This window comes from Acidovorax sp. SDU_ACID1 (genome assembly GCF_045291395.1).
Lineage (GTDB): Bacteria > Pseudomonadota > Gammaproteobacteria > Burkholderiales > Burkholderiaceae_C > MR-S7.
On sequence record NZ_CP152342.1, the window covers coordinates 44,685 to 64,757 of the forward strand.

15 protein-coding genes are annotated in these 20,073 nt (G+C 68.1%); 13 read left to right on the top strand and 2 right to left on the bottom strand.

The features are described 5' to 3' along the window. Nucleotides 1–3: 3 nt before the first annotated feature. From AAG689_RS00200 to AAG689_RS00250, 11 genes are all read left to right on the top strand, one after another. Nucleotides 4–780 (top strand): enoyl-CoA hydratase/isomerase family protein, encoded by a 777-nt coding sequence (locus tag AAG689_RS00200; RefSeq protein WP_406624288.1) that lies wholly within the window; start codon nt 4–6, stop codon nt 778–780. A 2-nt stretch (nt 781–782) separates the two neighbouring features. Further along, nucleotides 783–1,496, top strand: coding sequence for a DUF4126 domain-containing protein (locus AAG689_RS00205; protein ID WP_406624289.1), 714 nt, complete (start codon nt 783–785; stop codon nt 1,494–1,496). Then, complete coding sequence (locus AAG689_RS00210; protein ID WP_406624290.1) at nt 1,497–3,521, top strand: acetyl/propionyl/methylcrotonyl-CoA carboxylase subunit alpha; 2,025 nt, start codon at nt 1,497–1,499, stop codon at nt 3,519–3,521. A 37-nt stretch (nt 3,522–3,558) separates the two neighbouring features. After that, entirely contained in the window at nt 3,559–4,479 is a 921-nt protein-coding gene (locus AAG689_RS00215; protein ID WP_406624291.1) for a 2-hydroxyacid dehydrogenase, read from the top strand. Between the two features lie 22 nt (nt 4,480–4,501). After that, the gene (locus AAG689_RS00220) at nt 4,502–5,416 is read left to right on the top strand and encodes a hydroxymethylglutaryl-CoA lyase (protein WP_406624292.1); all 915 of its coding nucleotides are present in this window, start codon (nt 4,502–4,504) and stop codon (nt 5,414–5,416) included. Nucleotides 5,417–5,419: 3 nt separating this feature from the next. Next, nucleotides 5,420–5,923 carry a YbaK/EbsC family protein gene (locus tag AAG689_RS00225; RefSeq protein ID WP_406624293.1) on the top strand — a complete coding sequence of 168 codons (504 nt, stop codon included), beginning with the start codon at nt 5,420–5,422 and terminating at the stop codon, nt 5,921–5,923. Further along, nucleotides 5,920–6,174, top strand: coding sequence for a DUF1289 domain-containing protein (locus AAG689_RS00230; RefSeq protein ID WP_406624294.1), 255 nt, complete (start codon nt 5,920–5,922; stop codon nt 6,172–6,174). The genes AAG689_RS00225 and AAG689_RS00230 overlap by 4 nt, the downstream gene beginning before the upstream one ends. Then, nucleotides 6,171–6,824: a 2-hydroxychromene-2-carboxylate isomerase gene (locus tag AAG689_RS00235; RefSeq protein ID WP_406624295.1), complete on the top strand. Its 654-nt coding sequence runs from the start codon at nt 6,171–6,173 to the stop codon at nt 6,822–6,824. The genes AAG689_RS00230 and AAG689_RS00235 overlap by 4 nt, the downstream gene beginning before the upstream one ends. A 382-nt stretch (nt 6,825–7,206) precedes the next feature. Then, nucleotides 7,207–8,877, top strand: a complete 1,671-nt coding sequence (locus AAG689_RS00240) for an MFS transporter (protein WP_034690246.1) — start codon at nt 7,207–7,209, stop codon at nt 8,875–8,877. A gap of 243 nt (nt 8,878–9,120) precedes the next feature. Continuing rightward, entirely contained in the window at nt 9,121–10,152 is a 1,032-nt protein-coding gene (locus AAG689_RS00245) for a porin (protein ID WP_406624296.1), read from the top strand. A gap of 143 nt (nt 10,153–10,295) precedes the next feature. Beyond that, nucleotides 10,296–10,457 (top strand): hypothetical protein, encoded by a 162-nt coding sequence (locus AAG689_RS00250; RefSeq protein ID WP_020227779.1) that lies wholly within the window; start codon nt 10,296–10,298, stop codon nt 10,455–10,457. A 78-nt stretch (nt 10,458–10,535) separates the two neighbouring features. Here the strand turns inward: AAG689_RS00250 and AAG689_RS00255 are convergent, their stop codons facing one another. Further along, complete coding sequence (locus tag AAG689_RS00255) at nt 10,536–11,666, bottom strand: ABC transporter substrate-binding protein (protein ID WP_406624298.1); 1,131 nt, start codon at nt 11,664–11,666, stop codon at nt 10,536–10,538. Between the two features lie 61 nt (nt 11,667–11,727). Next, nucleotides 11,728–12,840 carry an ABC transporter substrate-binding protein gene (locus AAG689_RS00260; RefSeq protein WP_406624299.1) on the bottom strand — a complete coding sequence of 371 codons (1,113 nt, stop codon included), beginning with the start codon at nt 12,838–12,840 and terminating at the stop codon, nt 11,728–11,730. Between the two features lie 300 nt (nt 12,841–13,140). Between AAG689_RS00260 and uvrA the strand changes: the two genes are divergently transcribed. Both uvrA and AAG689_RS00270 read left to right on the top strand, forming a co-directional pair. Further along, complete coding sequence (gene uvrA, locus AAG689_RS00265) at nt 13,141–18,897, top strand: excinuclease ABC subunit UvrA (RefSeq protein ID WP_406624300.1); 5,757 nt, start codon at nt 13,141–13,143, stop codon at nt 18,895–18,897. 12 nt (nt 18,898–18,909) lie between these two features. Continuing rightward, the gene (locus AAG689_RS00270; protein ID WP_406624301.1) at nt 18,910–20,064 is read left to right on the top strand and encodes a Fic family protein; all 1,155 of its coding nucleotides are present in this window, start codon (nt 18,910–18,912) and stop codon (nt 20,062–20,064) included. Nucleotides 20,065–20,073: the final 9 nt, after the last annotated feature.

Genomic DNA, 20,073 nt, shown 5'->3' on the forward strand with positions numbered 1-20,073 from the left:
CCCATGAGCGCTCTCACCATCCGCTACGAAGGCCACCGCGCCACCATCACCCTGACCCAGCCCGAGGTGCGCAACGCCTTCAGCGACGAGGTCATCGCCGAGATCACCGCCGCCTTCATCGAAGTGGGCGCGCGGCCCGATGTGCGCGCCGTGGTGCTCGCCGCCGAGGGCCCGGCCTTCTGCGCGGGCGCCAACCTCAACTGGATGCGCCGCATGGCCGACTACACGCGCGAGGAAAACGTGGCCGACGCGGGCAAGCTCGCCGAGATGCTGCGCGTGATCTACGAATGCCCCAAGCCGACCATCGCCCGCGTGCAGGGCGACGTGTACGCGGGCGGCATGGGCCTGGTGGCCTGCTGCGACATGGCCGTGGCGGCGGAGACGGCGAGCTTTTGCCTGAGCGAAGTGAAGATCGGCCTGATCCCCGCCACCATCAGCCCCTACGTGATCCGCGCCATGGGCGCGCGCGCGGCGCACCGCTACTTCCTCACGGCCGAGCGCTTCGGCGCGGCCGAGGCGCTGCGCATCGGCTTCGTGCACGAAGTGGTGGCAGCGGATCAGCTCGACGCCAAGGTTCATGAGCTGCTCAAGGCGCTGACCAGCGCGAGCCCCAACGCCGTGCGCGCCTGCAAGCGGCTGGTGCTGGATGTGGCCGAGCGTGAAATCAATGCCAGCCTGATCGCCGCCACCGTGGACGGCATCACCGACATCCGCGCGAGCGACGAGGGCCGCGAAGGCGTGCAGTCCTTCCTGCAAAAGCGCAAGCCGAACTGGCTCTGACCATGGACGCTTGGTGGCTCCAGATCGTGCAGTGGCTCCACACCGTGGGCCTGCACGTCGATGCAGGCACCGCGCAGGCGGTGGCCGACGGAGCCGCGCGCGCCACGCAGCAGCTCGACATGCCCAGCCTGCTCGCGCTCGCCGCCGTGCTAGGCTGGGCCAGCGGCGTGCGCCTGTACGCCGTGGTCTTCATCGTCGGGCTGATGGGCGTGGCCGGCTGGTTCCCGCTGCCGCCGGGGCTGGCGGTGCTGCAGCACCCGATCGTGCTCACCGCGAGCGGCTGCATGCTGCTCGTGGAGTTCTTCGCCGACAAGGTGCCCTGGCTCGACAGCGCGTGGGACGCGGTGCACGCCTTCATCCGCGTGCCGGCGGGTGCGCTGCTCGCGGCCGGCGTGTTCGGCGCCGACAACGCCACCATGGCCGTGGCGGCGGGCCTGATGGGCGGCTCGCTCTCGGCCACGGCGCTGGCCACCAAGATGACCACGCGCGCGGCGGCCAACACCTCGCCCGAGCCGTTCTCCAACTGGGGGCTGTCGTTCCTGGAGGATGGGCTCGTCGTCGGCATGGTGTGGCTGGCGACGAACCATCCGGTGCTGTTCGCCGTCGTGCTCGTGGCGGTGCTGGTCGTCTCGGTGCTGCTGCTCGTCGTGCTGTTCAAGTTCCTGCGCGCCGTGGTGCGGCGCCTGTCGTCTTTCTTTTCCCCCAAGGTGGCCTAGATGTTTTCCAAAATCCTGATTGCCAATCGCGGTGAGATCGCTTGCCGTGTCGCCGCCACCGCGCGCCGCATGGGCGTGAAGACCGTGGCCGTGTATTCCGACGCCGATGCCCAGGCCAAGCACGTGGCCGTGTGCGACGAGTCCGTGCACATCGGCGGCAGCGCGCCCAGGGACAGCTACCTGCGCTGGGAACGCATCATCGAGGCCGCGCAGGCCACGGGCGCGCAGGCCATCCACCCCGGCTACGGCTTCCTGAGCGAGAACGAGGACTTCGCCCAGGCCTGCGCCGCGGCGGGGCTGGTCTTCATCGGCCCGCCAGCCTCGGCCATTTCCGCCATGGGGCTCAAGGCCGAGTCCAAGCGCCTGATGGCCAAGGCGGGCGTGCCGCTGGTGCCCGGCTACCAGGGTGAGGATCAGGATCCGCAACTGCTGCAGCGCGAGGCCGACCGCATCGGCTACCCCGTGCTCATCAAGGCCAGCGCGGGCGGCGGCGGCAAGGGTATGCGGCTGGTGGAAAAGAGCGAGGACTTCGCGGCCGCCTTGGCGAACTGCCAGCGCGAGGCCATCAACAGCTTCGGCAACGACGCGGTGCTGGTCGAGAAGTACGTGCTGCGCCCGCGCCACATCGAGATCCAGGTGTTCGGCGACACGCAGGGCAACTGCGTCTACCTGTTCGAGCGCGACTGCTCCGTGCAGCGCCGCCACCAGAAGGTGCTGGAGGAAGCACCCGCGCCCGGCATGACCGAGGCCCTGCGCCGCCAGATGGGCGAGGCCGCCGTGGCAGCGGCCCAGGCCGTGGGCTACGTGGGCGCGGGCACGGTGGAGTTCATCGTGGAGCAGCCGGGCGGCTACGACGCGCCCGACCAGATGAAGTTCTACTTCATGGAGATGAACACCCGCCTGCAGGTGGAGCATCCGGTGACCGAGGCCATCACGGGCGAGGACCTGGTGGAGTGGCAGCTGCGCGTGGCCAGCGGCCAGCCCCTGCCCAAGCGCCAGGACGAGCTGCGGATCATCGGCCATGCCATCGAGGCGCGCATCTGCGCCGAGAACCCCGACAACAACTTCCTGCCCGCCACCGGGACGCTGGCGGTCTACCGCAAGCCCGCGTGCACCAGCTTCGAGCGCGGCACGGTGCGCATCGACGACGGCGTGCGCGAAGGCGACGCGATCAGCCCGTTCTACGACTCCATGATCGCCAAGCTCATCGTGCACGGCGACACGCGCGCACAGGCGCTGGCGCGGCTGGACGAGGCTCTGGCGCAGACCCACATCGTGGGACTGGCGACCAACGTGCAGTTCCTGCGCTACGTGTGCCGCAGCGATGCGTTCGCCTCCGCCCGGCTCGACACCGCGCTGATCCAGCGGGAGGAGGCCGCGCTGTTCCGCCAGGAACCGGTGGGGTTGCCGCTGGCGGCTGCCGCCGCCGTGGCGTGTGCGCTGCTGCGCGAGCGGGCCGAGGAGGGCGCCAGCCCCTTCAGCCGCCGCGACGGCTGGCGCTCGCTGGGCGCCTGCCGGCGCCGTTTCGAATTCGACTTCGGCGGCGCGCACGCCAAGGCATGGCTCACGTACGGCGCCCAGGGCGGTGACCACCACTTGAGCGTAGGCGAGGGCGACGCCGCTGTCGAAGGGCCGCTGTCCTTCACGCCGCTGGGCGGCGGCGCCATCGACCTACGCTACGCCGGCCGGCGCACGCGCGCCGTGGTGTACGCGCAGGGCGAGAGCGACCACGTCTTCACCCCGCGCGGCGCCACGCGCATCGAGGCGCTGGACCTGCTGGCCCACGCGGGCGATACGCAGGGCGAGGGCGGCCGCTTGACGGCTCCCATGCCGGGCAAGGTGGTGTCGTTCGCCGTGAAGGCGGGCGACGCGGTCAAGAAGGGCCAGGCCCTGGCCGTGATGGAGGCGATGAAGATGGAGCACACCATCGCCGCGCCTGCCGACGGCGTGGTGGCCGAGCTGCTCTACGCGCCGGGCGATCAGGTGATGGACGGCGCGGAGCTGCTCAGGCTTTCCTCGGAGTGACGGCGCGCGCCGGCCAGGCGCGGTACGCTCGGGCGCCATGAAGATCACTTTTTGCTGTACCGATACCAAGGCCGAGCCCTGGCTGCAGGGCCTGGCGGCCGCGCTGCCGCGGGCGGACATCAGCGTCTGGCAGCCGGGTGCGCCGCAGGCGGACTACGCCGTGGTCTGGGCGCCGCCCCAGCAGTTCATCGACGAGCAGCCCGCCCTGCGCGCGCTGTGCAACATCGGCGCAGGGGTGGACGGGCTGCTGCGCCTGCGCCTGCCGCCGTCCATGCGCGTGGTGCGGCTCGACGACGCGGGCATGGCGGTGCAGATGGCTGAATACGTGAGCCATGCGCTGATCCGCCATTTCCGCGAGCTGGACCAGTACGAGGCCCAGATGCGCGCTGGCCGCTGGGGCTATCTCAAGCCGCCGCGGCGCCAGGACTTCCCCGTGGGCGTGATGGGCCTGGGCGTGCTGGGCGAGCGCGTGGCGCGCACGGTGGCGCAGTTCGACTTTCCCGTGCTCGGCTGGAGCCGCTCGCCCAAGGCCGTCGCGGGCGTGCGCACCTACAGCGGCGCCGAGGGCTTCAGCGAATTCCTGGCCGCCACGCGCGTGCTCGTCAACCTGCTGCCGCTCACGCCCGAGACGCAGGGCATCATGCGCCGCGACACGCTCGCGCGCCTGAAGCCTGGCGCCTACGTCATCAACGTGGCGCGCGGCGCACACCTGGTCGAGGAAGACCTGCTCGCGCTGATCGAGGAGGGCCACGTGGCGGGCGCCACGCTCGACGTGTTCCGCACCGAGCCGCTGCCGGCCGGCCACCCGTTCTGGAACCACCCGAAGATCACCATCACCCCCCATACCTCGGCGCGCACCCTGCGCGACGAGAGCATCGCGCAGATCGCCGGCAAGATAGCGGCGATGGAGCGCGGCGAGGCCGTCGCGGGCGCCGTCGACACCGCGCGCGGCTATTGACAACCCAGCCAGGAGACTCCCGATGAACCCGAACATTCCCGCCCGCGTCAGGCTGATCGACGTCGGCCCGCGCGACGGACTGCAGAACGAAAAGACGCCCGTGCCGGCCGAGATCAAGATCGGCCTGGTGCACCGCCTGCAGGAGACAGGCCTCCAGGAGATCGAGGTCACGAGCTACGTGTCGCCCAAGTGGGTGCCGCAGATGGCCGACAACCACGAGGTGATGGCGGGCATGCAGCGCAAGCCGGGCGTGCGCTACTCGGTACTCACGCCCAACATGAAAGGCTTTGAGGCCGCGGTGTCCGACCGACCTGACGAGATCGTCGTCTTTGGCGCAGCCAGCGAGGCGTTCAGCCAGAAGAACATCAACTGCTCCATCGCTGAGAGCATCGAGCGCTTCGCGCCCGTGGTGGAAGCCGCGCGCGCGGCTGGCATCCGCGTGCGCGGCGCGATGAGCTGCACCGTGGGCTGCCCGTACGAGGGCGACGTCGCGCCCGCGCGCGTGGGCTACCTAGCCGGGCTGATGAAGGGCATCGGCGTGGAGCGCGTGGACGTGGCCGACACCATCGGCGTGGGCACGCCGCGCAAGGTGCAGGCGGCGTTCGAGGCCACGCTCGCGCATTTCGGCATCGACGACGTCTCGGGCCACTTCCACGACACCTACGGCCAGGCGCTCTCCAACACGCTGGCCGCGCTGGAGCTGGGCGTGTGGAACTTCCAGTCCTCCATCGCCGGCCTAGGCGGCTGCCCCTACGCCAAGGGCGCCACGGGCAACGTGGCGACCGAAGACGTGGTCTACCTGCTGCACGGCATGGGCATCGAGACGGGCATCGACCTGGACAAGCTCGTCGACGCGGGGGCCTACATCAGCGGTTTCCTGGACCGCAAGCCCAACTCCCGGGTGGCCGTGGCGCTGCTGAACAAGCGGGCGGGCTGAGCCATGTTCGGAGCCGAACTGACAGCACTGCCCGAGGGCGTGCAGCGCGTGGCCGCGGCGCTCGCGGGCCGGGGCCATCCGCATGCGCCCGTCATGCTCGACGATGCGGCGCGCACGGCCCAGCAGGCGGCCGATGCGCTGGGCATCGCCGTGGGCCAGATCGCCAAGAGCATCATCTTCCGCCGCAAGAGCGACGACGCGGCGGTGCTCGTCATCGCCTCGGGCGACCGGCGCGTGGACGAGAAGAAGGTCGATGCGCTCGTGGGCAAGACCGGCCGCGCCGACGCCGAGTTCGTCAAGGCCAAGACCGGCTTCACCATCGGCGGCGTCTCGCCCGTGGCCCATGCCACCGCGCCCGTCACGCTGATCGACCGCGAGCTGTTCCGTTTCGACGTGATCTGGGCCGCCGCGGGGCACCCGCACGGCGTGTTCCAGCTGCGCCCGCAGGACCTGGAGGCGCTCACTGGCGCGCCCGTGGCCGACGTGGTGCAGGCGCCTGCGGTATGAGTGCTTCAAGTTTGATAGCTGCTCGCGCTTGTCAAATAAGCGCTGCAGGCCAATTCGGCATTGAATCCGAAGTGCCTTCGCCCTGCGTGTCCGTGTGCCGCATGACGCCGGACCGCAGCCACTGCGAAGGGTGCTTCCGTACGCTGGACGAGATCCGCGCCTGGTCCAAGGCCAGCGGCGCGGAGCGGCGCGTCATCTGGGCCGCGCTGCTGCGCCGCGCGGGCGTCACCCCACCCGAGGAACTGGCATGAAGCACATCACGTTCTACCTGGACTTCGTCTCCCCTTACGCCTGGCTGGCCTTCGAGCGCCTGCCGCAGGTGCTGGAGGGCCTGAGCTACCACCTGCACTACCGCCCCGTGCTGCTGGGCGCGCTGCTGCAGCAGCACGGCAACCCCGGCCCGGCGGGCATTCCCCCGAAGCGGGACTGGACCTACCGCCACGTGTCCTGGCTGGGCCATGCCCAGGGCTGCGGCCTGGACATGCCGGCGCGCCATCCGTTCAACCCGCTGCCGCTGCTGCGCCAGGCATTGGCCTGCAGCGACGACGGCACCGTGAACCGCTTCGTCGCCGGCACGGTGTTGCGCCATGTGTGGCTGGGCGGGCACGATGCCCTGGACCCCGCGCGCCTGGACGCCCTGGCCGGAGCGCTGGCCGAGCAACTGCGCCCCGACCCCGAGGGCACGGGCGCGCAGGCCAAGGCGCTCCTGCGTGCGAACACCGACGCCGCCACGGCGCACGGCGTGTTCGGCGTTCCGGCCTACGAGGTCGACGGACGGCTGTTCTGGGGGCTGGACGGCCTGCCCATGCTGCGCGCCTATCTGGATGGAGACAGCTGGTTCGATGGCCCCGCCTGGGATGCCGTGCCGCGCGTGCCCTCTGGCCTGCCCGCCAAGGGCTGAACGCCCCGCTTGCCCGGGCCTGCCGGTACGGGGGAGGGATGCTTACAACGCCTTGTCAGGAATCAAGGGTTTGTCCTAGCAAGGGCAAACCCTGCGTCAAAACACCGGGTTAACCCTGAACTTCTCCCCAGGCCGAAGCGGTGCGGCACCGCCGTGGGCCCCGGATTCTCACATCAAGAAACGGAATGCGAGGGTTGCACCTGAGTTTGTCAGGCATGCGTAAGCGGCCCGCTCCGCAGGCCCGCGGCGCATGTCAGCTTTCGGTCAGACGGCGATCGGATATTGCGCAGCAGGCACCGCAGAAGTGCTTACAGGCCCTTTGGTTTTCGCGCATTTTTCCGCGCATCCGATTTCCCATCCCAACAAGCAGGAGACAGCACACATGGCTACCAGCACTGCACACCGGCCCATGTCGCCGGAAGAAAAGAAGGTGATCTTCGCGTCATCGCTCGGCACCGTTTTCGAGTGGTATGACTTCTATCTCTACGGCTCGCTCGCGGCCATCATCGCCAAGCAGTTCTTCAGCGGCCTGGACGCCGGCGCCGCGTTCATCTTCGCGTTGCTGGCCTTCGCCGCGGGCTTCCTGGTGCGTCCCTTCGGCGCGCTGGTGTTCGGCCGCCTGGGCGACATGATCGGCCGCAAGTACACCTTCCTGGTCACCATCCTGATCATGGGCGTGTCGACCTTCATCGTCGGTATCCTGCCCAACTACGCCAGCATCGGCGTGGCCGCTCCCGTGATCCTGATCGCGCTGCGCATGCTGCAGGGCTTGGCGCTCGGCGGCGAGTACGGCGGCGCGGCCACCTACGTGGCCGAGCACGCGCCGCACGGCCGCCGCGGTGCCTACACCTCCTGGATCCAGACCACCGCCACGCTGGGCCTGTTCCTGTCGCTGCTGGTGATCCTGGGCACCCGCACCGCGCTGGGCGAGGCAGTGTTCAACGACTGGGGCTGGCGCATCCCGTTCCTGGTGTCCATCCTGCTGCTGGGCATCTCGGTGTGGATCCGCCTGTCGCTGTCGGAGTCGCCCGCCTTCCAGAAGATGAAGGCCGAGGGCAAGACCTCCAAGGCGCCGCTGGCCGAATCCTTCGGCCAGTGGAAGAACCTCAAGATCGTGATCCTGGCGCTGATCGGCCTGACCGCCGGCCAGGCCGTCGTGTGGTACACGGGCCAGTTCTACGCGCTGTTCTTCCTCACGCAGCAGCTCAAGGTGGATGCCGTCACGGCCAACCTGCTGATCGCCGCCGCGCTGCTGATCGGCACGCCGTTCTTCGTGATCTTCGGTACGCTGTCCGACAAGATCGGCCGCAAGCCCATCATCATGCTGGGCTGCGTGCTGGCCGTGCTGACCTACTTCCCCGTGTTCAAGGCCCTCACCGGCGCCGCCAACCCCGACCTCGCCAACGCCCAGGCCACCGCCGGCGTGGTGGTGACGGCCGATCCCGCCACCTGCTCGTTCCAGGGCAACCCCGTGGCGCGCGAGATCGACTTCAAGAGCTCCTGCGACATCGCCAAGCGCTACCTGGTGCAGAACTCGGTCAGCTATGAGAACGCCGCCGGCCCCGCCGGCAGCCCGGCCGTCGTGAAGATCGGCGACAAGACCGTCACCGCGCCCACCGGCAACGTGGTCAACCACAAGTTCGACGAGGAAAGCACCAAGGCCATCGCCGCCTTCAAGAAGGAAATGAGCGACGACCTGAAGGCCGCCGGCTACCCCGCCAAGGCCGACCCCGCCAAGATGAACAAGATCATGATGCTGGTCATCCTGACCTACCTCGTGATCCTGGTGACCATGGTGTACGGCCCCATCGCCGCGATGCTGGTGGAACTGTTCCCCACGCGCATCCGTTACACCTCCATGAGCCTGCCCTACCACATCGGCAACGGCTGGTTCGGCGGCCTGCTGCCCACCACCTCGTTCGCCATCGTGGCCTCCACCGGCAACATGTACAACGGCCTGTGGTACCCCATCGTCATCGCCGGCATGACCGCGGTGATTGGCACGCTGTTCATCCGCGAAACCAAGGACGTGGACATCTACGCCGACGACTGAAGCCCTGCGGCTTCTGCCTCCCTGTCCGGGCCTGCAAGCCCGGGCCGTTGCCGCCACACCTTCCATCGAATGGAAAGTGTGGCGGCAAAACGTCAGGGGGATTCCGAAAGTGACAATCGTGTGTCTTAACCAGATCGTTACACCTAGAATTTGAGTTCGTAGTCGCACAAGGGCTCACCGGCCAAACGCAGGCGGCGGACTGTGCCTACCCACCCGATGGACACAAGCATTCAAGGAAATCACATGCAAAAACCAAGTCGTTTGCTGCTCGCAACCCTGGCTCTGCTGGGCACCTCCGCTGTCTTCGCACAAAGCAGCGTGACTCTCTACGGCCGCGTGAACACCACCGTTGAGCACCAGAAGGACGGCGACGTCTCCAAGACCGGCCTGTTCAACAACAGCTCCCGCTGGGGCATCCGTGGCACGGAAGACTTGGGTGGCGGCCTGAAGGCCGGCTTCGTGCTGGAAAGCGGCTTCAATTCCGACGATGGTTCGGGTTCCGGCTGGACCCACCCCACCACCGGCATGACCTTCGCCCGCCAGAGCGAAGTGAACCTGTCGGGCGGCTTCGGCATGATCCGCCTGGGCAACTTCACCCCCGAGTCGTACTACGCCACGGCCGATTACGTGAGCATGCACAACCATGACACGGGTTCTTCCTCCGACGCTCTGTACTACGACCCCGTGTGGTTCGGCGGCATGAGCACGCGTAACAAGGTCGGCTACCGTACTCCCAGCCTCGGCGGGCTGACCGTCGATGCTGCGGTTTCGCTGCATGAAAGAACCGTCGACGTGGTGAACGGCGTGTCGACGCCTCTTCCCCAGAAGAATGGGTTTGACTTGGCCGCCAACTACAACGTTGGCGCCCTGCACCTGGGTGCCGGCTATAGCGCGGTCAACAGCAACAACCAATTCGGCCTGCGCGCCCTGTACACCTTCGGCCAATTTACGGTCGGCGGCTACTACCAGCGCAACAAGGACGACAACCAGTTCGTGGCTGGCGGCGCAGGCACCCGCAACAATTTCCGCCTTTCGGGTATGTACGCTCTGGGCGCATCCGAATTCCACGTGAACGTGGGCCGCGCCGGCAAGTGGAGCAGGCTCGGTTCCGATACGGACGCAACGCAGTGGACCCTGGGCTACAACTACAACCTGAGCAAGCGCACCAAGCTGTACGGCTACTACACCCGCGTGAACAACGGCACGTTTGCCTACAAGGGCACTGCCGACCAGGACTTCAGCTCCATCGCCCTGGGCATGCGCCACAACTTCTGATGGCGCGGCAGCGTAAGCTGCCTGCAATCCAAGCCTGATCCAATGTGGTGGGGCTTGAGCCACAACAGGCCTCACACCTTCCGTGTGAGGCCTTTTTCATTGGCGGCCTTGTGTTTCGACAATACTTTGATCAGGAGATGAGCATGTGGAAGATCGTGGTGGGATTCGTGGTGTTCGCGGCGATTGCGTTGTTCGTGATCATGAAGGCCGGCGACCAGGTGGACATGAGCGGGGAAAAGCACGGCGTGGATGCCGTGCATGCGCCCGAGCCCGCAGCGGCACCTGCGTCCGGCGCCTCGCAGTAAGCGCGCCAAGCGCCATTCCCATGGAAAAGCCCGCGAGAGCACCGCTTTCGCGGGCTTTTTGCTTGGCGGGCCGCCGCTTCAGCGCTGGAAACGGCCGTCCGTGCTGATGATGGACAGGTCGGCGAAGTCCAGGCCCGTGTGGTCCGTGCTGCTGTAGGACAGTTCCAGGCCTCCCACGTCGAACTTGCTCAGGCCTTCCAGCGCGGCGTGCAGGCGCACACGGTCGGGCCGGGGGCCCGCGCGGCGCAGGCCTTCCACCAGTACCTTGGCGTTGACGAAGCCTTCGACCATGGCGGGCGTGAGTTCCTTCAGGCCACGGGCCTTGGCCAGGCCCTGGGCTTCCTTGATCACCGGATAGTTCAGCGAGCGCTCCGACGGGAACACCTGCGTCACCACCACGCCCCGGGCCTGCTCGCCGAGCGCCTTCACGAAGCCTCCGGAGGCGTTGTTGGACAGCGTGAGGATCTGCCCGCCGACCCCCGCGGCGCGCAGCGCCTGGATGCCGCTCACCACGGCCGCGCCCGTGCCGATGAAGATCACGGCCTGGGGTTCGCGGCTGCGTACCCGCGGCGCGATGGCGGAGAAGTCGGGCTTGGCGCGGTCGAACTTCTCCACGAACAGCGCCTTGAGCTGGTTGGCCTGGAAGCCCTTCTGCGCGCCGGCCAGCCCGTCCTCGCCGAAGGTGTCGTCCACGTGGACCACGCCGATGTGCTGCACGCCCAGCAGCGCCAAGTGGGCGATGGCCTTTTCCACTTCGCGCTGGTAGGGCGCGCGGATGTTGAAGACGTTCCGGGGCACGGGCTGGTGCAGCACCATGGCGCCGGTGGAGGGGCCCACGAGCGGCACCCCATGCTTGTCCAGCAGCGGGATAATGCCCTGCGTATGCGGCGTGCCGCGCGTCATGAAGAGGGCCAGCACGCCCTTGTCCTCGATGAGCGTCCGGGCGTTCTCCAGCGTGAGCTGGGGGTCGAACTTGTCGTCCAGCGCGAGGAGCTCGATCTTCTGCCCCTGCACGCCGCCGGTGGCGTTCACGTGGTCGAGGTACAGCGACGCGCCCAGCATCGATTCCTTGACCGTGATGGCGGCGGAGCCGGTGATGCCTACGGTCTGCCCCACGAGGAGCTGGGCCTGCGCCCCGGGCAGCGCCGCCGCAGCGATGCCGAACGCCAGGGCGCAGCGGGCGCCCCATGTCTTCCAAAGTGCTTTCATGCCTCGCCTCCAGTCCGCACCCCGGCGGTGTGCTGGAGTGTACGGTGGAGGCGCGGGCGCGTCAGCGGCGGAACTTGCCGTCCGTGCCGATGATGGAAAGGTCGGCGAAGTCCAGCCCGGTGTGGTCGTCGGGGCCGTAGGTGATCTCCAGCCCGCCCAGGTCGAATTTCTGCAGGGATTCCAGCGCCACCTGGACCTTCTCGCGCGTGGGCTTGGGGCCGGCGCGGCGCAGGCCTTCCACCAGCACCTTCGCGGCGGTGTAGCCCTCCAGCATGGCGGGGCTGATCTCCTGGCCCTTGGCCTTGGCTAGGTCGTGCGCCTCGCGCACCAGCGGGTAGTGGCTGGAGCGCTCGTTGGGGAAGACCTGGGTGACGATCACGCCGCGCGCGTTGGCGCCCAGGCTCTTGGCGAAGCCCGACGAGGCGTTGTTCGACAGCGTGACGATCTGCGCGGTCGACCCGGCATTGCGGAAGGCCGCGTAGCCGTCCACCACGGCGGAGCCCGACGCCAGCATGAGTACGGCCTGTGCCTGCGACTGCACGACCTTGGCCGCGATGGGCGCGAAGTTGGGCTTGGCGCGGTCGAACTTCTCCAGCACCACGGGCTGCAGCTTGGCCTGCTCCAGCCCGCGCTGCGCGCCGGCCAAGCCGTCGGCGCCGAAGCTGTCGTCGGCCAGCACCACGCCGATGCGTGTGATGCCCATGGAGGCCAGGTGGGAGACGACCTTCTCCGCCTCGCGCTGGTAGGTGGCGCGCACGTTGAACACGTGCTTGCGCACTGGCTTGTGCAGCACCATGGCGCCGGTGGACGGACCCACGAGCGGCACGCCGTGCTTGTCCAGCAGCGGCACGATGGCCTCGTTGTGCGGCGTGCCGCGCGTGAGGAAGAGGGCGGTGACGTTGTGCTCCTCGATGAGCTTGCGGGCGTTCTCGGCGGCGAGCTTGGGGTCGAACTTGTCGTCCAGCGAGATCACCTCGATCTTCTGGCCGTTCACGCCCCCGCGTGCGTTGACCATGTCCAGGTACAGCTGCGCGCCGTCCGCCGTCTCCTTCACGCCGGCGGCCACGATACCGCTGAAGCCTGCGGTCTGGCCGACCAGGATCTGTGCCTGGGCAGGCAGGCCCAGCATGGTGGCGAGCGCGGCCAGCGCGGCGGCCTTGTGCCATCTCCTCATGGAATGTCTCCGTTGAATGGTGTTGTGGGATTTGCCCCCGTGGACCGAGGCAGGGGCTCCTGCCGGGGCTGCGGTGACGCGGCTCCCGCGGCAGCGGGAGCAGGCAGGAACGCCCACTATTGCGTGCTACCGGCTTCGTGGCAAGTGCTGCCGGGGCAGCTGTGGCATTGACCTGACGGGTCGCATGGGAAAGCCCCTTGCGCGTTGTGCTGACGCAACGCACACCGCGCATGACGCACGCCTGCCGGGGTTATCCCTGCCTTCTAGAATGTCCCGCCCCACCCCAGAAAGACCACCGGTATGACCCAGGGACTGATCCGCATCCACGGCGCGCGCCAGCACAACCTCAAGAACCTCGACGTGGACATCCGCACGGGCGAACTGACGGTGGTCACGGGCCCCAGCGGCTCGGGCAAGTCCAGCCTGGTGTTCGACACGCTCTACGCCGAGGGCCAGCGCCGCTACGTGGAGACCTTCAGCGCCTACGCGCGCCAGTTCCTCGATCGCATGGACAAGCCCGCCGTGGACAAGGTGGAGGGCGTGCCCCCGGCGATTGCCATCGACCAGACCAACCCGGTGCGCTCCAGCCGCTCCACCGTCGGCACGATGACGGAGCTGAACGACCACCTGAAGCTGCTGTACGCGCGCGCCGGGCAGCTCTTCGACAAGCAGACCGCGCAGCCCGTGCGCCACGATTCGCCCGACACCATCTATGGCGCCCTGCGCCAGCGCTGCGAGGCCGAGGGCGACCCGCGCATCGTGCTCACCTTCCCCGTGGAGCTGCCCGCGAACACATCGCCCGAGCAGGTGGAGCAATGGCTGTCGGCCAGCGGTTTCACCAGGGTGCAGGCCGAGCGCGAGCACGAAGGCCGCAAGCTGCTCGACGTGGTGGCCGACCGCTTCCGCATGGGCAACACCGAGCGCGTGCGCGCCGTCGAGGCGATCGAAGTGGCCTTGAAGCGCGGCGGCGGGCGGCTCAACGTCTACCGCCTGCGCGACGAAGGCGAGCCGGAGCTGTGGCGTTTTTCGACCGGCCTGCACTGCCCCGACAGCGACCTGCGCTACAGCGAGCCCATCCCCTCGATGTTCTCGTTCAACTCCGCCGTGGGCGCGTGCGAGGCGTGCCGGGGGTTCGGGCGCGTGATCGGCGTGGACTGGGGCCTCGTCATCCCCAACGACAAGCTCACGCTGCGCGCCGGCGCCGTCAAGCCCATCCAGACGCCCGCGTGGAAGGAATGCCAGGACGACCTGATGCGCCATGCCGAAAGCGCCGGCATTCCGCGCGACACGCCCTGGTACAAGCTGACCGACGACCAGCGCAAATGGGTCATCGAGGGCACGCCCGGCTACCGCGAAGGCAACTGGAACAAGCAGTGGTACGGCATCCGCCGCTTCTTCGCCTACCTGGAGAGCAAGGCGTACAAGATGCACATCCGCGTGCTGCTCTCCAAGTACCGCAGCTACACGCCGTGCCCCGTGTGCGCGGGCGCGCGGCTCAAGACCGAGAGCCTGCTGTGGCGCATCGGCGGCAAGGACGATGCCGATGCAGTGCTCGACCCCGCGAAGCGCTTCATGCCCCAGGGCGTGCAATGGTCGCGCGCGCAGCTCGAAGCGCTGCCCGGCCTCACGCTGCACGACCTGATGCTGCTGCCCATCGAGCGGCTGCGGCGCTTCTTCGCGCGCATGGCGCTGCCTATGGCCGGCGCGGCGGGCGAAGCCCAGGCGCTGAAGCTGCTGCACGAGGAAATCACCACCCGCCTCAAGTACCTGTGCGACGTGGGCATCGGCTACCTCACGCTCGACCGGCAGAGCCGCACCCTGAGCGGCGGCGAGGTGCAGCGCATCAACCTCACCACGGCGCTGGGCACCTCGCTGGTCAACACCCTGTTCGTGCTCGACGAGCCCAGCATCGGCCTGCACCCGCGCGACATGCACCGCATCACCGAGGCCATGCTGCGCCTGCGCGACGCGGGAAACACGCTGGTGGTGGTGGAGCACGACCCGGCCGTGATGCTCGCGGCCGACCGCGTGATCGACTTCGGCCCCGGCCCTGGCGAGCGCGGCGGCTCCATCGTGTTCGACGGCCCGGTGGCCGATTTGCGCCGCGCAGACACGCTCACGGGCCAGTACCTGGGCGGGCACAAGCAGATCGGCACGGGCTTGAAGCGCATGGTCACGGAAAGCACGCCGCGCCTGGTGCTGGAAGGCGCGCGCGAGCACAACCTGAAGAACGTGAGCGTCGAATTCCCCTTGCAGCGCCTCGTTGCCGTCACCGGTGTGTCGGGCTCGGGCAAATCCACGCTGATCCAGGACGTGCTCGCGCCCGCGCTCATGCGCCACTTCGGCAAGGCCACCGAGGCGGCCGGCGCGCACGACCGGCTGCTGGGCGCGGACCACCTGGGCGACGTGGTGTTCGTCGACCAGTCCCCCATCGGCAAGACCGCGCGCTCCAACCCCGTGAGCTACGTGGGCGCGTGGGATGCCATCCGCGAGCTGTTCGCCGTGGCGCCGCTGGCGCGCGAGCGCGGCTACACCGCCGCCAAGTTCAGCTTCAACAGCGGCGATGGGCGCTGTCCCACCTGCGGCGGCTCGGGCTTCGAACACGTGGAGATGCAGTTCCTCTCCGACGTGTACTTGCGCTGCCCCGACTGTGACGGCAAGCGCTACCGGCCCGAGATCCTGGAAGTGCGCATCGAGCGCGCGGGCCGCCTCTTGAACGTGGCCAGCGTGCTCGACCTCACGGTAAGCGAGGCCGCCACGCTGTTCGCGCAAGACCGCGACGTGATCCGCGCCCTGCAGCCCATCGTGGACGTGGGCCTGGAATACGTGAAGCTTGGCCAGCCCGTACCCACGCTCTCGGGCGGCGAGGCGCAGCGGCTGAAATTGGCGGGCTTCCTCGCCGAGGCCGCGCGCACGCAAAGCAAATCGCGCCAGCCCGTCGCGCGCAAGGGCACGCTGTTCCTGTTCGACGAGCCCACCACCGGCCTGCACTTCGACGACATCGCCAAGCTCATGCGCGCGCTGCGCAAGCTGCTGGACGCGGGCCACTCGCTGATCCTCATCGAGCACAACCTCGACGTGATCCGCGCCAGCGACTGGGTGATCGACCTCGGCCCCGAAGGCGGCGACGCGGGTGGCCGCGTGGTGGCCGAGGGCACGCCCGAGGACGTGCGCCAGCATCCGCAGTCGCACACCGGCGAGGCGCTGCGCGAGTACGAACAGGCGCTGGGCGCGGGCGGCCACTCGGTGCACGAGCGCGCGGCGGTGCTACGAAAAGAGAAGCTGCTCGCGCTTGATGGGCAAGCGCTGGAAGCCAAAAACGCCATTGAAATCGTCAACGCCAAGGAGCACAACCTCAAGCACCTGAACGTGGACATTCCGCGCGGCAAGTTCAACGTCATCACCGGCGTCAGCGGCTCGGGCAAGTCCACGCTCGCGTTCGACATCCTGTTCAACGAAGGCCAGCGCCGCTACCTCGAAAGCCTGAACGCCTACGCGCGCAGCATCGTGCAGCCGGCCGGCCGGCCCGAGGTGGACGCGGTCTACGGCATCCCGCCCACGGTGGCGATCGAGCAGCGCCTCTCGCGTGGCGGGCGCAAGAGCACGGTGGGCACGACCACGGAGGTGTGGCACTTCCTGCGCCTGCTGTACGTCAAGCTCGGCGTGCAGCACTGCATCCACGACGGCGCGGCCGTGCAGCCGCAGACGCCCGACCGCATCGCCGCGCAACTGCTCGCGCAGTTCAAGGGCCGGCACATCGGGCTGCTCGCGCCGCTGGTGGTGAACCGCAAGGGCGTCTATACCGAGCTGGCCGACTGGGCGCGCCCGCGCGGCTATACGCACCTGCGCGTGGATGGCGACTTCCTGCCCACCTCGGGCTTTCCGCGCATCGACCGCTTCAAGGAACACACCATCGAGCTGCCCGTGGCCAGCCTGCACGTCAGCGCGCAGCACGAGGACGAACTGCGCACGCAGCTCGCCAAGGCGCTCGACCTGGGCAAGGGCGTGGTGCACGTCTTGAGCGGGCTCGATGGGCTGAAGGAGGCGATGGAGGAGGGCCGCCCCACGGCGCACATCGGCGCGCTGCAGGTGTTCTCCACCAAGCGCGCCTGCCCTGTCTGCGCGACGAGCTACGCCGAACTCGACCCGCGCCTGTTCTCGTACAACAGCAAGCACGGCTGGTGCCCGGACTGCGTGGGCACGGGCGTCAAGCTCACGAAGGAGCAGCGCAAGGCGCTCGACGATTCCGTGCTCGATGACAAGGAAAAAGGCCGCGAGCAGACCTTCGCCGAGCCCGAGGTGGAAGACGTGGCCGACGTCGCCTGCCCGAGCTGCCAGGGCACGCGCCTGAACCCCGTGGCGCGCGCCGTGCTGTTCGCGGGCACGCCCATCACCGAGGTGGCGCGCCTGTCGGTATCGGAAGTGCGGCAGTGGATCGAGGGGCTGCAACTCTCGGGCCGCGAGGCGGACATTGCCCGCGACCTCGTTCCCGAAATCAAGAGTCGCCTCGAATTCCTGGAGGAAGTGGGCCTGTCGTACCTCACGCTCGACCGCGGCGCGCCGACGCTCTCCGGCGGCGAGGCCCAGCGCATCCGCCTCGCCGCGCAGCTCGGCAGCAACCTGCAGGGCGTGTGCTACGTGCTCGACGAGCCCACCATCGGCCTGCACGCGCGCGACAACCAGATCCTGCTCGACGCGCTGCACAAGCTCGGCGACAAGGGCAACACGCTGGTGGTGGTGGAGCACGACGAGGACACCATCCGCCGCGCCGACCACATCATCGACATCGGCCCCAGCGCGGGCAAGCGCGGCGGGCGGCTCGTCGCGCAGGGGAAGGTGGCGGACATCACGGCGGCGGAGGATTCGCAGACCGGGCGCTACCTGCTGCATGCGATGCGCCATCCGCTGCGGCCGCGCCGCCCGATTGATGCTCCTGAAAAAGGAGCTGCCAGCGCTCGTCCAGCAAGCGCTACAGGCCAAAAAGACCAAGAAACCCTGCACTGGCTCACCGTGCACGGCGCGCGCATGCACAACCTGCAAGACGTGACCGCGCGCGTGCCGCTCAAACGCCTCGTCGCCGTCACCGGCGTCAGCGGCTCGGGCAAATCCACGCTTGCGCGCGACGTGCTGCTCGCCAACGTGCAGGCGTGGGTGCAGCAGCGCTCCACCAAGGCCGGGCGCGACGCGATGGACGCGGGCAAGGCCCCGCCGCTCGCCGGCTGCGCGGGCCTGTCGGGCTTCGAGACCATCGACCGCGTGCTCGAAGTCGACCAGACCCCCATCGGCAAGACCCCGCGCTCCTGCCCCGCCACTTACATCGGCTTCTGGGACACCGTCCGCAAGCTCTTCGCCGAAACGCTGGAGGCCAAGGCGCGCGGCTACGCGGCCGGCCGTTTCAGCTTCAACACCGGCGAAGGCCGCTGCCCCGCCTGCGAAGGCCAGGGCGTGCGCACCATCGAGATGAGCTTCCTGCCCGACGTGAAAGTGCCCTGCGAGGTCTGCCACGGCGCGCGCTTCAACCCCGAAACCCTGGCCGTTACCTGGCGCGGCAAGAGCATCGGCGACGTGCTGCAGATGGAAGTGGACGAGGCGGTGGAATTCTTCGCCAGCATGCCCAGCATCGCCCACCCGCTGCAACTGCTGAAGGACGTGGGCCTGGGCTACCTCACGCTCGGCCAGCCCAGCCCGACGCTTTCCGGCGGCGAGGCGCAGCGCATCAAGCTCGTCACCGAACTCACCAAGGTGCGCGACGACGTGGGCCGGCGCGGGCAGAAAAGCCCGCACACGCTCTACGTGCTTGACGAGCCCACGGTGGGCCTGCACATGGCCGACGTGCACAAGCTCATCCACGTGCTGCACCGCCTGGTCGATGGCGGCCACAGCGTGGTGGTGATCGAGCACGACCTCGACGTGATCGCCGAGGCCGACTGGATCATCGACCTGGGCCCCGAGGGCGGCAAGGACGGCGGGCGCATCGTGGCGGCGGCCACGCCGGAGGACGTGGTGCGGCTGGGCACGCACACGGGCATGGCGCTGGCGCCGGTGCTGGCGCGGTGAATGGAGGGCTGTATGACGGACGACGTTCAACCTATGCGGTTCGAGGGCTACAAGCCCGGTGTCTGGCGCCAGCAGTACCAGTACAAAAGCTTTTCGCCCGAGCTGGTGAACCGGCCCTGGCGCTGGGAAGACCCGCGCATCAACACCCTCCTGGAGCAGGCCACGCGGGCCCTGGGCGAGTTGAACGCGTTCTCGCTCATCGTGCCGGATGTCGATCTATTCATCGAGATGCACATCGCGAAAGAGGCAAACCAGTCCAGCCGGATTGAGGGCACACAGACGGCGATGGATGAAGCGGTGATGAGCGAGGAACTGATTGCCCCGGAAAAGCGCGACGACTGGCGCGAGGTGCGCAACTACGTCGATGCCATCAACATGGCGATTGCCGAACTGCAGACGCTGCCGCTGTCGAACCGCCTGCTGCGTGACACGCATGCCGTGCTGATGCGGGGCGTGCGCGGCGAGCACAAGATGCCTGGGGAATTCCGCACCTCGCAGAACTGGATCGGCGGCTCGGGGCTCAAGGACGCGGCCTTCGTGCCACCCCATCCCGCCGAGGTGCCGGACCTGATGGGCGACTTGGAGAAGTTCTGGCACAACGAAATGATTGAGGTGCCCGACTTGGTCCGCATTGCGATCAGCCACTACCAATTCGAGACCATCCACCCGTTCTGCGACGGCAATGGTCGCATCGGCCGCCTGCTGATCACGCTGTACTTGGTGAGCAAGGGGCTGCTGCACAAGCCTGCTCTGTACCTGTCCGACTTCTTTGAGCGCAACCGTGCCAGCTACTACGACGCGCTGATGGCAGTGCGCACCTCGGGTGACCTGAACCACTGGGTGCGGTTCTTCCTGACGGGTGTGGCGGAAACAGCGAAGAATGGGCGCGATACCTTCCAGAAAGTGCTGAGCCTGCGCACCGAGTCCGAGGCGCGCATGCATGAGTTGGGGCGGCGCGGCAAAACGGGCTTGGAGCTTCTACGGCTGTTGTACCGCCGGCCGGTGGTTACCGTGTCGGATGTGGGCGAGGCGCTGACGATGAGCGTGCCCACGGCGAACAAGCTGGTGTCCGAGTTTGAGCGGTTCGGGCTGCTGAAGGAGCAGACTGGATATGCACGAAACCGGATCTTTGCGTTCGAGGCTTATTTAAAGCTTTTCCTTGTTTAAATTTTCCCG